General features: G+C 32.7%; 12 protein-coding genes. 1 reads left to right on the forward strand and 11 read right to left on the reverse strand.

Annotated features, from left to right (window positions below; genetic code table 11):
* Nucleotides 1-31 precede the first annotated feature (31 nt).
* The 3 genes from sfaC to sfaA are packed head-to-tail and all read right to left on the reverse strand — an operon-like array spanning nucleotide 32 to nucleotide 4,046.
* On the reverse strand, nucleotides 32-1,102 hold the full coding sequence (sfaC, locus tag NSS86_RS09805) for a staphyloferrin A biosynthesis protein SfaC (protein WP_000951624.1): 1,071 nt from the start codon (nucleotides 1,100-1,102) through the stop codon (nucleotides 32-34).
* A 6-nt stretch (nucleotides 1,103-1,108) separates the two neighbouring features.
* Nucleotides 1,109-2,866, reverse strand: a complete 1,758-nt coding sequence (sfaB, locus tag NSS86_RS09810; RefSeq protein WP_000262640.1) for a staphyloferrin A synthetase SfaB — start codon at nucleotides 2,864-2,866, stop codon at nucleotides 1,109-1,111.
* Nucleotides 2,853-4,046, reverse strand: coding sequence for a staphyloferrin A export MFS transporter (sfaA, locus tag NSS86_RS09815; protein ID WP_000170400.1), 1,194 nt, complete (start codon nucleotides 4,044-4,046; stop codon nucleotides 2,853-2,855). Before sfaA ends, sfaB begins: the two co-directional genes overlap by 14 nt.
* A gap of 101 nt (nucleotides 4,047-4,147) precedes the next feature.
* Here sfaA and sfaD point away from each other — a divergent pair, with 101 nt between their 5' ends.
* Entirely contained in the window at nucleotides 4,148-6,124 is a 1,977-nt protein-coding gene (sfaD, locus tag NSS86_RS09820; RefSeq protein ID WP_001052571.1) for a D-ornithine--citrate ligase SfaD, read from the forward strand.
* A 160-nt stretch (nucleotides 6,125-6,284) separates the two neighbouring features.
* Here the strand turns inward: sfaD and NSS86_RS09825 are convergent, their stop codons facing one another.
* From NSS86_RS09825 to lacG, 8 genes are all read right to left on the reverse strand, one after another.
* Nucleotides 6,285-6,794: an Asp23/Gls24 family envelope stress response protein gene (locus NSS86_RS09825; RefSeq protein WP_000215236.1), complete on the reverse strand. Its 510-nt coding sequence runs from the start codon at nucleotides 6,792-6,794 to the stop codon at nucleotides 6,285-6,287.
* Between the two features lie 62 nt (nucleotides 6,795-6,856).
* On the reverse strand, nucleotides 6,857-7,096 hold the full coding sequence (locus NSS86_RS09830; RefSeq protein ID WP_000002683.1) for a DUF2273 domain-containing protein: 240 nt from the start codon (nucleotides 7,094-7,096) through the stop codon (nucleotides 6,857-6,859).
* A 12-nt stretch (nucleotides 7,097-7,108) separates the two neighbouring features.
* Entirely contained in the window at nucleotides 7,109-7,645 is a 537-nt protein-coding gene (gene amaP, locus NSS86_RS09835; protein WP_000825819.1) for an alkaline shock response membrane anchor protein AmaP, read from the reverse strand.
* 174 nt (nucleotides 7,646-7,819) lie between these two features.
* A complete protein-coding gene (locus NSS86_RS09840; protein ID WP_000792342.1) occupies nucleotides 7,820-9,382 on the reverse strand; it encodes a BCCT family transporter in 1,563 nt (520 codons plus the stop codon).
* A 307-nt stretch (nucleotides 9,383-9,689) separates the two neighbouring features.
* Nucleotides 9,690-10,697 carry a zinc-binding alcohol dehydrogenase family protein gene (locus NSS86_RS09845; RefSeq protein ID WP_000781951.1) on the reverse strand — a complete coding sequence of 336 codons (1,008 nt, stop codon included), beginning with the start codon at nucleotides 10,695-10,697 and terminating at the stop codon, nucleotides 9,690-9,692.
* Between the two features lie 234 nt (nucleotides 10,698-10,931).
* Nucleotides 10,932-11,933, reverse strand: coding sequence for an NADP-dependent oxidoreductase (locus tag NSS86_RS09850; protein ID WP_001180219.1), 1,002 nt, complete (start codon nucleotides 11,931-11,933; stop codon nucleotides 10,932-10,934).
* Between the two features lie 277 nt (nucleotides 11,934-12,210).
* On the reverse strand, nucleotides 12,211-13,080 hold the full coding sequence (locus tag NSS86_RS09855) for an alpha/beta hydrolase (RefSeq protein ID WP_000719329.1): 870 nt from the start codon (nucleotides 13,078-13,080) through the stop codon (nucleotides 12,211-12,213).
* A 265-nt stretch (nucleotides 13,081-13,345) separates the two neighbouring features.
* Nucleotides 13,346-14,758, reverse strand: coding sequence for a 6-phospho-beta-galactosidase (gene lacG, locus NSS86_RS09860; protein WP_000169224.1), 1,413 nt, complete (start codon nucleotides 14,756-14,758; stop codon nucleotides 13,346-13,348).
* Nucleotides 14,759-14,762 lie beyond the last annotated feature (4 nt).

The following is a 14,762-nucleotide window of genomic DNA, read 5'->3' on the forward strand; positions in this document are numbered from 1 at the left end:
ACTTGTCAACTTAGAATTATTGATAAATATATTAATATTGGTTTACCATAGCAGGAGATTTCACATCAAAATTTTGAAGTAGCGTATCAATCTTTGAATCATCAATATATACCTTATGTAAATTTTTCATATACATCGAATGAGAAAGTGCTTCATAATTTAATGAAAAAGATATATGATCTCCAACTTGATAGTGTCCTTGACCATTTAAATCAAGCATTAAATGATCACTCGAAGCGCCTAAAATATTGATATGCTGATCCATAGGTGAAATATTATCGACTTTTGTATCTAAATAACCAATATCTACAATAGCTTGTAAGAATGATTCATGCGTTTGTGTATTAACTCGAGGTTTAATTTCTAAAATCTCAGCCTCCAATGTAATCGCATCTTGATATAACATAGCGATCGCTTGATTTGTCGTTGTATCAACACCTCTAAACAACGTTTCACCTATTCGCAATTCATTTATTTTACCCAAATCATTATATAAAAGTTGTGGTAACATGCTCGAATTACCACCTGAAATAATTTTCAATCGATATCCTATTTCTCTTTCAACAGCTGAGACGAATCGATTAATCATAAAGATATCATCATCACTTGGCGCATCAGATTTAAAACACATAAAATTGAATGCTAAACCTACAAAATGGATATTTTTCAAGTGAATAATCTCTTTAATATAATCTAAAACATCATAAGTCAGAACACCTTCACGGCCATCTTTCCAATCTACCATTAATAAAATCTTATGTTTTTTTCCTAAAACTTCTGCTACTTCATTTATTTGATGTATGGTAGATAATTCTGTTTGGATACTCATATCAACTTTTTCTATCATATCTGAAATCTCTTTTTTGGCAGGCGTACGCAATAACGTATATGTTAAATCCTGATCTGCAATACTAATTATGTTATCCAATCTGGATTCTGCAACATGATTGATACCTAACGCTTTTAAGCTTTCTACAATTGTACGGTCACCAGCTATACACTTAATTACTGGTGTGAATTGTATATTTTTACTTTGAAAAACTGTTTGAAGTACTTTGGCGTTATATTTAATCTTCGATATATTTATGTTAACGTGTGCCATGTAGTACTACACCTCTTTTTTTATCGGATTATCTAACTCAATATTTAAATATTGCTTTACTTTATTTTCCATTCTCATATTTAACAACGCTTTGACAGTAATTGTTGGTCCAAACAAAATATCTTTTAACTCATTTGCATGTGGTAGTGTTGGGTTAATAGCATGCGCTACTACTTGCTGTACTATGTTAAATAATTCGGTTTCTTCAACACAATCATACTGATTAAAATGATGGATTAATTCTGCCATTTGATTTTGAATAACAGCATGTTGGAATTTTGCAATCACTGCATCTATAGAATCAGCTATTAAACTATCATTTGTAATTTTAATATCTGATACACGATGTTGTAATGTTTCTAAATCAATTCTAGAACCACCTAAATCTCTCACTAAAAATTGAATGTCAAAATGTGGCCCCAAGTTCACTACTGTATTTTGCATGTGTGCTTCTAATGCAATTCCATAATTTTGAATAAAAGCAATTAAAGGCGGGATTAATGCTTGAGCGTATCGTTCAATAAATGTCGTAATACTTTCTTTAGTAATTCCTTGATTTAACCACTCTAAGTAACTATCCACGATAACTTTTTGATCTATTGGATTTTTATTAACTAGACTTGCACTAACTACTGTTGCACCTTTTCCATCAATTTCAGGCTTTTGTCTTATAATACAAGCAAGCTGACGTGCCCTATCTTTATCAACATTTGCATATTCACCGAACGGTTCCATAGCAACTTTAAATCCTGGATATTGATTCAACATGTTTTGTAAAGCATAACTTAACTTTGGTCCATCTACAGTAGTCACAGTTGAGACTGTTCTAACGGCACTTGTTGCTTGTGCATCGACGGGCAACTTAACATGGTATGGTTTATCAATTAAAGACATCGTCCTAAATGATAAAGTTGCTTTTGAAAGTATTGTAAACGGCGTTGGAATTAATATTTTTTTAGCAATCCATGCTTCAAAATATTTCCCTATCGTATGATCATATTGCCAAGGATGTACTAAAATCGCTCTATAGTCTTCACTTTTCAAACCTAAACTCTTTAAAAACACACGAATCTGATTGTAGTATTCGGGAATTATTTCATCAATAATAAATTGATCATTACCATCCATAGCTGTGCACACAACATGATCTTTTTCAATCATCATAATTTGCAAAGGGATTTCTTTTTCAAACTCAGGTGCATATGCTCGTACTTCTTCCATAGTTAAGGGCAATTTCGTTTTGGTTAAAGGGTGTGTTGGATGCCCCTCTGGTACCAAGCTCTCAGAATAAGTTAAATCATCTGTCTTATCACTATCTTTTACATGTTGTAACCATGAAAAAAAGTTAATATCTTGTGGTAATCTTGAAAATTTAAAACTTTGACTTATTAATGTTTGTCTGTGAGACATTTGCTTATATGTTTCAACTAAACTATCTCGACTGTGTATTAACTCTTCGCGTAGTCGCTCTGAAATAGGGATATCAAAGTCATGATTCAACACATCTAACAAACCTTCTAAAGTTATAATTAATGACGTTTCACCTTTATTTAAATAAGTAATATCACCTGTAAACTCATAGCGTTCTAATGCACTTTTTCTAACAACTTCAATAGTCAACACATGCATATGATACTGAATTTCAATTAAAGATCCTTTTTGCGAAATAAATGTTTGCTCGGGGTAAATACGTTCTTTAATAATGGCGTTAATTACACGATATTGAATATTTCTATCTGCCTTTGCCCATTCAAGATATACCATGATTACTTTCCTCCAACTTTAACTTCAACTTTCTATTTATAAAATAGAATACCATTGTAATGCATATAGTACTTATTCCCATTATTGAAAAAGTTCTAACAATGCCAAACACATCTGCACATATACTCATTAACAGACTTCCCAATGGAATCATACCTCTATCCATCATAATAATACTCAGTACTTTACCACGTTCATAATCTTTAACATTATTTTGAAAATAAACGCGATTTGTCGTACGTGCCCATTGACTAAATAACCCAATCAATGTAATACAAATGAACATGATGACAATATTGTGAAATACCACACCTAACAAAGCAATGCCAAATAAAAGTGAACTTAAATAATACATATTTACCATACCAATATATTTAAGTACTTTAGGTAAAACTAGCGTTGCAATAATACCACCAATGGCACACATCGTCATAGCGATACCAAATATTTCAGATTTCCCCGGAAATACTTTGTTTGTCAAAACTGGTAAAAGTGTCGTATATGAAAAACCTGTCGCCATAATCAATAATGATGTTATAAATATTTGTCGACCTTCCATATGTAATTTGAAGTAATCTATAATAACTTTTAACGGCATGTATCTTGTTGCATCTTCAGGTATTTTAGTTACTTTAAAATGTAATGGTAAGCATAATAAAGCTGCGATAAAATAACAAATTGCCTGTGCAAGAAATGTTGTTGGCGCATGATAGACTGCTAATATGACACCAGCAATGGCAGGCCCTATTGAACGACAAATATTAATGATGAATGAATGAAATGATACAGCTTGTGTAGTAGATATTTTATCTGATAAATCTGGTAAGATTGCTTGTCTTAAAGGTGTTTCAACCGCACTTAAAATCCCTCTTAATGTCGCATATATAATAATGACGCTAATTGGAATTGCAGTGAAACTATACGTGAGCACACATAAAATTGCAGTTACTAAAAATGATGATGAAATTGTAATTCTCAGCAATCGCCCTTTATCATATTTATCGGCAATTGCCCCTGCCCACACACTTAGTAATAATATTGGTACAAGTCTGCAAAAATTGACAATCCCCAGATAAACTGCGTTATGATAAGTGGTAAGTACAAACCAATTTAGCCCTATTTGTCCAATCCAATTACCTAGAAATAGTAGAAAAGAACTGCTAAAAAAATATTTTGTCATAAAACTTACACCCGCATTCTGTTGATAATAAGAATCATTATCATTAATATGGATTATACAAATCTATCTTGCTTTTGTAAAATATTTCATAGAGGTGAATTATGAACTTGAACTTAATTTTTAAAGAACAGACATTAAAATTTAACAAAGAAGAACAAGAAACATATTTATTTTTACAACAACATAATAGCGATTGGGCTAATATTTTTAAAGAGATGATTTTACAAGGAAGAGATAAAGTCACTCAGAGATTAGTCACATCAATGCATCGCGAAAACTTAGTTAAAGCGCGCACTCAAAGTAAGAAAATATTGAGTCGTGATTTGATTATGTTAGATATCTCAACGACTCATATACTAGAAATCCAGTTCCCACAAGCTAAGCAAACATTATATGCTCCTATCACTGGAGAACACGCCTTTGATCGAATTGATGTTGAAGGCCCTTTCTACATTAAAGATGACATTACAAATACGATTACACGAGTACACCATCCAAATGAAATTCTTGAGTGTATTTTAATTGAAGCACCAGATTTAAAAAATGCTGCTAGTGATCAATTTCAGCAAGATTTAATAAACAGTGCAACTAATATGACATTTGCAATTAGCTATCAAGCACTGTCAATGCAACATGATTCTGCACCTTTATTTAATATTATCGAAAATAGCGAAGATAGTTACTTGCGTTCAGAGCAAGCCGTTATTGAAGGTCATCCGCTACATCCTGGGGCTAAATTACGTAAAGGTTTAAATGCATTACAAACATTCCTATATTCTTCAGAATTTAATCAACCTATTAAGTTGAAAATAGTACTGATTCACAGTAAATTAAGTCGTACTATGTCACTGTCTAAAGATTATGATACAACTGTTCATCAGCTATTTCCGGACTTAATTAAACAATTAGAAAATGAATTTACGCCAAACTTTAACTTTAATGATTATCACATTATGATTGTACATCCATGGCAATTAGATGACGTATTACATTCTGATTATCAAGCAGAAGTAGATAAAGAATTAATCATTGAAGCAAAACATACGTTGGATTATTATGCCGGTTTATCTTTCAGAACATTAGTTCCTAAATACCCAGCTATGTCGCCACACATCAAATTGTCGACAAACGTTCATATTACAGGTGAAATTCGTACATTATCAGAACAAACGACGCACAATGGTCCACTAATGACACGTATTTTAAATGATATTTTGGAGAAAGATGTCATATTTAAGTCCTATGCATCAACAATTATTGATGAAGTTGCTGGTATTCATTTTTATAATGAGCAAGACGAAGTAGACTATCAAACTGAACGAAGTGAACAATTAGGTACATTATTTAGAAAAAACATATACCAAATGATTCCACAAGAAGTCACACCAATGATTCCTTCAAGCTTAGTTGCAACCTACCCATTTAACAATGAATCACCTATCGTGACATTGATTAAACGTTATCAATCAGCTGCATCATTGTCTGATTTTGAATCATCGGCGAAATCGTGGATTGAAACTTATAGTAAAGCATTGCTTGGTCTCGTAATCCCACTAGTTACTAAATATGGCATTGCATTAGAGGCTCACTTGCAAAATGCTATTGCAACATTTCGGAAAGATGGTCTATTGGACACGATGTATATTAGAGACTTTGAAGGTTTAAGAATTGATAAAGCACAACTAAATGAAATGGGATACAGTACATCTCATTTCCATGAAAAATCAAGAATTCTTACTGATTCAAAAACGTCTGTGTTTAACAAAGCCTTTTATTCTACCGTTCAAAACCATTTAGGCGAATTAATTCTTACAATCTCTAAAGCATCAAATGATTCAAACTTAGAAAGACATATGTGGTATATCGTTCGTGATGTACTAGATAACATTTTTGATCAACTTGTACTTTCGACACACAAATCTAATCAAGTAAATGAGAATCGCATAAATGAAATTAAAGATACCATGTTCGCGCCATTTATAGATTATAAGTGTGTTACAACAATGCGTCTTGAAGATGAGGCACATCATTATACTTATATTAAAGTTAATAATCCTTTGTATCGAGAAAATAATTAAAATTATAGAATTTTATTAATCGTGAGCTCAAGGATTACATTAACTTATTAAATACAATCTATACAAATGAGAGAATAATACATTTTCCATATTCAAATTATTAAAAATCACAAAAAAGCTCGGCACTAAAATGGTGTGCCGAGCTTTTTTATCGAATAACTTATTGTAAACCTTGTCTTTCTTGGTTATTGTTTTCATTATTTTTTTCGTGTTTTTGTTTCCATTCTTTTTGAGTCATTACATCATCAACTTGCATGTTAACTTCAACAACATCTAAACCAGTAATATATTTAACTTGTTCTTTAACTAATTCAGTTACTTTACGGAAGATTTTTGGTGCTGATTCACCATATTCTAAAATTACTTTTAAGTCTACAGCAGCTTGTTTTTCACCAACTTCAACAGATACACCTTGAGTAACGTTATTTCCACTTGAGAATGCATTAGTGAATGTATCAGTTAAGCCACCTTTCATGTCTAAGATACCTTTAACTTCACGTGCAGCGATACCAGCAATTTTTTCAACAACTTCATCAGAGAAAGTTAATTTATTTTTGAATTGAGGCTCTTGATTTTGTTCTTGTTGTTTTTGACGCTCTTCTCTTTCTTTTTCGTTAACACCAGTTTGATTGTCGTATGCTTGTTTTGCTTTATTGTTATCTACAGTCATAATAGATTCTCCTTTTACTTGTTAATTTTTATATTTTTTTAATTAAATTCTAAATTGATGAATTAACTCCATCGATTTAAAAAATTCATAAAATCTTGCTTACGGTCTTTCATATACCCAATACCTACACCAATTAAACATAAAACGATGATAAGTACTGTTTTCCAAAAACCTAACGTTAAGAATAATATCGCGATTAATAGAAACGCTAGGAAACCAACGATTCTCCATTTAAATACTTTTAAAAAATTAATCACTTGTTGTGTAGAGTCTTGTCCGTTTTGGTTATGATTGTTAGCCATGATATACCTCCCTTACAACACTCGTGGACCAGAAGTTTTCTGATCTCTCACATTAACTTCTAACTTACGTACTGGCATTTCTGTGAAATATTCTACATTCTTTTTAATATCCGAACGAATTGCTTCAGTTAAAGATTGAACTTGAACATTATTTGGTACGAAAAAGTCAGTTTTAATGTCGATATAAGATTTATTTTTTTTGTTATATAGTTTCGCAACTACATTTGGTTGTCTTACTTGATCATATTTTGCAACCGTATCGAATGCCGTCTTTTCAACAGCTTTACGAGATACGTAAACATGACCATCATCGAAGTCTTTGTATAATCCAGGTTTTCGATGCGTAGGTTTGAAGATACTAAATACTAATATAAGACCTATTAATATCAATAGTGCAGCAAGTGAAATAAGTAATGGTTGGAACCATTCAAATTGAAGGAAGTAGTCTTGATATTCAGTTATACGTCCATCTTGGATATACATGAATAACAGGAACCCCACGATTACTACTATTAATAAGCCAAGGATAAAGTTTTTAAGTCGTTTCACCCCTAACGACACCTCCTTAGTTAAAGTTAATTTAAAAACATATTAAATATGTACCCATCAGTTTTTTTCTTAAACATAATAAATTAATAACTTTAAATTTATTTTTAATATATAAGATGAAGTACCATTTAGTAATATATTCCCTAGTTTTTGTAAATAAAACCTCATTATTAATTAATTTTCGTCAATATGTTTTGAAGAACGATATTCTAAAATATCTGGGTCACGATGTTTAATTAAAACCTTATTACTATTTCTAGGTTTTTCTTCACTTAAAGATTTTAAAAGCGACCATATCATCGCTATAATGACCACGGAAAATGGTAACGCAGCAATGATTAATAAATTTTGAATCGCTTGAGTACCACCTGTGTAGATCATGATAATTGCAAATAATGCCATAATGATACCCCAACTCACTTTGACAAATGACTTCGGATTAATATCACCTCTTGAACTCAACATACCTAAAACATAAGTTGCCGAATCCGCTGATGTAACAAAGAAAATCATAATAACAAGTAAAGTAATTAAGCTTAATACAAAACCTAGTGGGTAATGTTGTAGCGTTGCAAAAGTTGCTGTTTCTGTCGCTGCTTTAGCAATATCGGCAATATGATTATCTTGTAAGTAAATTGCTGACGCGCCGAATACCGCAAAGAATATAAAGCAAACTAACGCCGGGACAAAAAGTACACCTAGAATAAATTCTTTAATCGTACGTCCTTTTGACACACGTGCAATAAATATACCTACAAATGGTGCCCAAGATATCCACCATGCCCAGTAAAAGATTGTCCAATTTTGTAACCATTGGAATTTTTGACCGCCTGACGGAATACGTAAACTCATACTAAAGAAATTTGCAATATAATTACCTAGACCATTTGTAAATGTATTTAAAATGTAAAGCGTTGGCCCAACAATAAAAAGACCAATAAGTACTACAAAAGCAAGTAACATGTTGATATTACTCAACGTTTTGATACCTTTATCGATACCTGACCATGCTGACCAAGTAAATAATATGGTTGCAATGACAATCAAGATTACTTGCATCGTGAAGTTACTCGGTACATTAAATAAAAAATGTAAACCTTCGTTTATTTGCAATGCACCGAAACCTAATGTTGCAGCAACGCCTGTTACTGTAGCTATGACTGCCAATACATCAATGGCACCACCTAAAGGTCCACGCATTGCCTTTTCACCTAATAAAGGCGTCAATGTAGCGCTGACTAAGCCAGGATATCCTTTATGAAAGCTAAAATATGCAAACACAAGCGCGACAATACCATAGACTGCCCATGCATGAATCCCCCAATGGAAAAATGAAAACTGCATTGCATCATTAATTGCAGATTGCGTGCCAGCTTTATGAATAGGCGTTAATTTGAAGGCATGACTGATTGGTTCTGCCGTTGTCCAGAACACAAGTCCTATTCCCATACCAGCACTAAATAACATAGCAAACCAAGACGGCAATGAGAATTCAGGATCTTCGCCTTCTTCACCTAATGTAATGTTTGCGTATCTCGAAAATAAAATATACACACAGACAAATAAAATAACTAAAACGAGCAATAAATAATACCAAGAAAAATGTAGCGCAATAAATGTAGTAATGTTTTGCGTGAGTTTTTCTAATTGTTTCGGAAATATTGCTCCAAAAGCAACAAATATCGTACATATCACTAAAGATACCCAAAACACTAGACTTACTGATTTATTTTTCATAAATACAAACCCTTTCTGTGTAATGGTAAGTTCATACCCATAACTGCAACATTTTAATCATTTGTAATTTTATATAGACACAATTAATAATGCCTCATCTTTTAAAAATGATATATAAAACACACTCAAATTATTTATCATTGAGCAACAAAGTATTTTATTGTATTTAAGTAATGCCTTTCTAGTGCATTATTGATTTGATACCTGTAAAGTTGCCATATTTCCGTTTAGAATCAATAGTCGCTAGACACAAAAAATAAGTCGCCCTATACAGTATTTTCTGCATAAGGCGACTTTACTTACTAATCTATATATTAATTACTAATTTCCCAATCATTGATTGTTTTTCCAACAATTGATGTGCTTGATATAAGTTTTCAGGTGATAAACCTTCAAAAACTTGTGTCGTTGTTGGTTGGTAATGCCCTAATTCTATATTTTTCGTAATATCTTCTAAATACTCATGTTGTTTAATCATATCAGGCGTTCGATGAATTGGACGCGCAAACATAAATTCATGTGTAAATGTTATACTTTTTAATTTTAATGCATTTAAATCTTGATCTTCATTAAAAGCTACGATAGTCGTAATATGCCCTAATGGTTTTATCAGTTCAATCATAGTATTGTAATACAAGTCTGTATTATAAGTGCAAAATATATAATCTACTAATGGAATTTCTTTTTCTTTAAATTGACGCACTAAATCCTCTTTATGATTCAATACGATATCTGCGCCCATCTTTTCACACCACTCTGTTGTTTCTTGTCGTGATGCTGTTGTAATGACAGTTAAACCATACCGTTTAGCAATTTGAGTGGCTATACTGCCTACACCACCGGCACCATTAATGATTAACACGGATTTACCTACATTTTCAGAAGGATTATGTGAAATTTTAAATGTATCAAAAAACGTTTCATATGCCGTAATACCAGTTAGCGGTAGACTAACCGCTTCATTAGCACTTATGTTGTGTGGTGCCTTTGCAACTATAGCTTCTGACACCAATTGATATGTCGCATTTGATCCTTGTCTATTTGGCGATCCAGCATAAAATACAACGTCACCCGGACTAAATAATGTAACGTCTGGTCCGATAGCTTCAACAGTACCAATAGCATCAAACCCAAGTACACGAGGTGCTTGAGTGACTTTCATTTGACGTTGTTTTGTATCTACAGGATTTACACTAATACTATTTACTTTGACTAAGATATCATCGTTTTCTGGCGTTGGCTTTCTTTGTTCGTATACTTTAAATAAATTTCCTTCTTCCAATTTAAAGGGCTTTTCAAATCCTATCATTTTCATATCGTTTCACCTCATTTATGAACTTATTTCTTATTATACAAAATAGAAGCCATGTGTGCTTATACCGCAGCATCATGACTCCTTTTTCATTTGAATATATAAATAATTACAGACGACTTTCGTATTACATTTTAGACTTATTTCTACCATGTTACTGAACAAATTTGCTTTAGATAAGAAAGTTATTAAATTTTGATCAATTAACAAAGTTAGTTTGTTAAAACGTATACTTTATTATTCCGTTACTTTAATAACTTGTTTACCAAAGTTATCGCCAGTAAATAAATTTTTAAATGCATGTGGCGCATTTTCAAAACCATCTTCAATGGTTACTTGTGACTGAATTTTACCTTCTTGAACCCATGTTGCGAGCTGTTCACTAGCTTCTTTAAAAGCATTAGCGAATTCACTTACTAAGAAGCCTCTCATCATTACTTGCTTCTTAATAAGCGTACCTTGAATACGTGGTCCGATATCTGCTTCAGGATGATTATATGACGAAATTGCGCCGCATACTGGTACACGTGCAAAACGATTTAAATGCTTAAATACTTCATCGCCAACTGTACCACCAACATTTTCAAAATAAACATCAATACCATCTGGTACTGCTTGTGCTAACGCTTCTGCAAAATCCTCTTTCTTATAATCAATACCAGCGTCAAAGCCCAGTGTCTCTGTTAAATAATTTACTTTTTTGTCGCCACCCGCAATACCTACTACACGGCAACCTTTAATCTTAGCAATTTGACCTACAACTGAACCTACAGCACCAGATGCAGCTGAAACCACAACAGTATCACCGGCTTTAGGTTTTCCAATATCAAGCAGACCATGATATGCTGTTTGTCCTGGCATTCCTAAAACACTTAAATATAAATCAAGTGGTACATCTGTCGTTGGAACTTTAGTAATTTGATCCGCTTGGACATGATTAATGATTCGCCAAGGCAACATACCTACAACGACATCTCCTTTTTTATAATCTGCGAGTGTCGAATCAATTACTTTTGCAACGACATGGCTAACAATCGGTTTACCAATTTCAAAAGGCTGTACATACGAATCTGCCTTAGTCATACGTCCTCTCATATATGGATCCACTGAAATATACAGCGTTTGTACAAGTACACCATCGCTCTCAAGTTTAGGCGTGTCAATCTCTTCAATTTTGAATGTATCCTCTTGAGGCATGCCTTCTGGTATTTTGTTAAAAAGAATTTGTTTATTTTGCATCATTAATCACCTTTCTTTATTTGAAACTTTTACTTATTTGTTACTTAAGCGTTAAGTTTTAATTGTGTCTTCGTGATGTCTGTATGCAAATACATTCTTAGTTGTTATATTTTGACTTAAGCACTGATTCATTTAACTTCAAGTACATTATATTTGCTGTAAACATAAATTAAAAATGTTACGACTTAGACATTTTATGGAAACTCTCAAACAATAGATAATTTTTGAAAAGCTCTAATATTACAAGCTTTTTTGCCCCAGAAAACTAGCAGTTGCTTTATTTTTTCCATAAGAAGTCGATTAACTCATTAGCAACATTTTCATTCTCATGAAGCTGACTATGTTGTGCAGGCTCACCTTCATATTTAGATTCTCGATAACTTTTCGGACTATTTCCCAGTAAATATTTTAATGATTTCGAAGAACTATTAGACACTCTGCCGTCTGAATGTGTACCATCTTTCAAATCTCCATAAATATTTAGCACTTCGATACCTTTACCTTTATAAATATCTTTTAGCACGCGTAATTGCTGATAAGGTTGATTCATTCGACTTGGTTTACCATCTTTATCAACTGTAATTTCATTGACATCTTCATTCATATTTAAAACACCATTAAATGTCCCTGCAATATTCACTTGTTTGTTTAACTGTGGCAGTGACTTGTCGTTACCATATGTCATCATATATTGTGCAAATGTTAAGTTCCCCATTGAGTGACCGACAAAGTTGAATTTATCGAAATTGTATTCAGATTGTAACTTAGTCAGTACATTTTTAAACCACGCAGCATTCTTATCCAAATAGCCTTGTCTGTTATTTTCAAGTTCAATTTTCACAATAGGATTCACTGCATCTTTTCTTAGTTTCCCTTTAAATGTCACTGCACCATCCTTTGAAACGTAAGCAGTGATGATATCTTTAGTTACCCCTCTTTTTTCTGCTTGCTTCACCATAAACTTTTCAGAATTGGCACTACCACCAAATCCATGTAAGAACAATGTTGGAATTGGCTTTTTAACAAATTGCTGTTGTTGTATTTTAAATGTTTGTGCCTGTCGTTGACTAAACACCACCGTAATAATAGAGCCTATAATAATAGCGACCGCTAACAATGTCGTAATAATTACAAAAATTTTCTTCACACTTTTAACTCCCATTCATGTCTTTTATATAAGTATAAAGGATGTGATTAAAAATGTCCTTTAGTTGATTTTGAATACATCATTAACTTTTAAGATGACTTTGGAAAGTTGTCCGTTAACGTTTGTTAATTGATTGCTTCTTTAGCTTTCAATGGTGTGTCACCCATTGATTAATATATAAATATGTATATACTTGTTTAATTTATCTCTTTCTATAAATAAAGACCTACCAGCACTCGACTGATAGGCCTTTTAATATCTATAATTATTTAATTTCTTTTGTTTCGGCTAACTCTTTGTACCAATAAGCACTTTTCTTAGGATAACGTTCTTGAGTCTCAAAATCGACATAGAATAAACCATATCGTTTTTCATAACCATTTGACCAAGAGAACACATCCATTAATGACCAAATAAAGTAACCTTTAACATTTGCACCATCTTTAATAGCATCTGCAATAACGTTCAAATGTTGTCTTACATAATCAATACGTGCATCATCATGAACTGTTTTTTCAGATTCAATAAATTCATCTTTATATCCTAAACCATTTTCAGTGATATAAATCTTGTGATAGTTAGGATAATCTTTAACAACACGCATGATTTGATCATATAAACCTTGAGGATAGATCATCCAGTCCCAGTCTGTGCGAGGTACGTCGACATCAAATTCACGTTGTCCGACACCTTTAAGTTGGTATTTAGAACCGCCTTTATCACCTGTCGCATTATGCGTGATTTCAGATTCTCCATCGTAACCTCTCATCCAGTCACTCATGTAGTAATTGATACCTAAGAAGTCGTTTAAATCTTTGGCTGCATCTAAAATGGCATAATCTTCATCTGTAATATTTAATTTACCGCCATTAACAGATAAGATATGTTGCACACCTTCCATCGTTTCACGAGAATACTTACCTAAATATGTTGCATCTAAGATGAATTTATTATGGATGATATCTTCTAATTCTGCTGCACGAACATCTTCAGGATTTGATGGATCGAACGGATATTTTGTTGGCAATGCGTGTACAACACCAATTTCTCCTTGATAGCCGCCATCTTTAAATAATTTTACTGCTCTTGCATGAGCAACCATCATATTGTGATGTGATTGGAAAACTTTTTCAAAATCATATTTAATACCTGGAGGGAATTTACCTACTAAATATTGACCATCACCAATAGGTCCAATTTCATTGAATGTAGTCCAATATTTTACTTCTGGGAATTCTTTAAAACAATATTCAGCATAATCTACAAAGTAGTCAATCGTTTTACGATTTAGAAAATCGCCATCTTTGTGTAACACTTCTGGTGTATCAAAATGATGCAATGTTACAAATGGTTCAACATGACGTTTATGACACTCTGCAAATAACTTATGGTAATACTCAACACCTTTAGGGTTAACTTCGCCATATCCATTTGGGAAGATACGTGACCATGCAATTGAAATACGGATACCATTAACACCGAATTTTTCACTTAATTCTAAATCCACTGGATATCTGTTATAAAAATCACTCGCTGGTTCTGCAGTGTACCAATAGTTTTCTTCCAAATACGTATCCCATGCAACACGACCTTTACCATCTGTATTTGTCGCACCTTCTGCTTGATATGCTGCTGTTGCTCCACCAAAAATAAAATCTTCAGGTAATGTTTTAGTCATATGA

Source organism: Staphylococcus sp. FSL W8-0056, from assembly GCF_037963075.1.
Taxonomy (GTDB): Bacteria; Bacillota; Bacilli; order Staphylococcales; family Staphylococcaceae; genus Staphylococcus; species Staphylococcus aureus.

What these genes read in the sequence shown, in the direction of transcription:
- sfaC (WP_000951624.1), bottom strand. Translation starts at nt 1,102, where the DNA reads ATGGCACACGTTAACATAAATATATCGAAGATTAAATATAACGCCAAA.
- sfaB (WP_000262640.1), bottom strand. Translation starts at nt 2,866, where the DNA reads ATGGTATATCTTGAATGGGCAAAGGCAGATAGAAATATTCAATATCGT.
- sfaA (WP_000170400.1), bottom strand. Translation starts at nt 4,046, where the DNA reads ATGACAAAATATTTTTTTAGCAGTTCTTTTCTACTATTTCTAGGTAAT.
- sfaD (WP_001052571.1), top strand. Translation starts at nt 4,148, where the DNA reads ATGAACTTGAACTTAATTTTTAAAGAACAGACATTAAAATTTAACAAA.
- NSS86_RS09825 (WP_000215236.1), bottom strand. Translation starts at nt 6,794, where the DNA reads ATGACTGTAGATAACAATAAAGCAAAACAAGCATACGACAATCAAACT.
- NSS86_RS09830 (WP_000002683.1), bottom strand. Translation starts at nt 7,096, where the DNA reads ATGGCTAACAATCATAACCAAAACGGACAAGACTCTACACAACAAGTG.
- NSS86_RS09840 (WP_000792342.1), bottom strand. Translation starts at nt 9,382, where the DNA reads ATGAAAAATAAATCAGTAAGTCTAGTGTTTTGGGTATCTTTAGTGATA.
- NSS86_RS09845 (WP_000781951.1), bottom strand. Translation starts at nt 10,697, where the DNA reads ATGAAAATGATAGGATTTGAAAAGCCCTTTAAATTGGAAGAAGGAAAT.
- NSS86_RS09850 (WP_001180219.1), bottom strand. Translation starts at nt 11,933, where the DNA reads ATGCAAAATAAACAAATTCTTTTTAACAAAATACCAGAAGGCATGCCT.
- lacG (WP_000169224.1), bottom strand. Translation starts at nt 14,758, where the DNA reads ATGACTAAAACATTACCTGAAGATTTTATTTTTGGTGGAGCAACAGCA.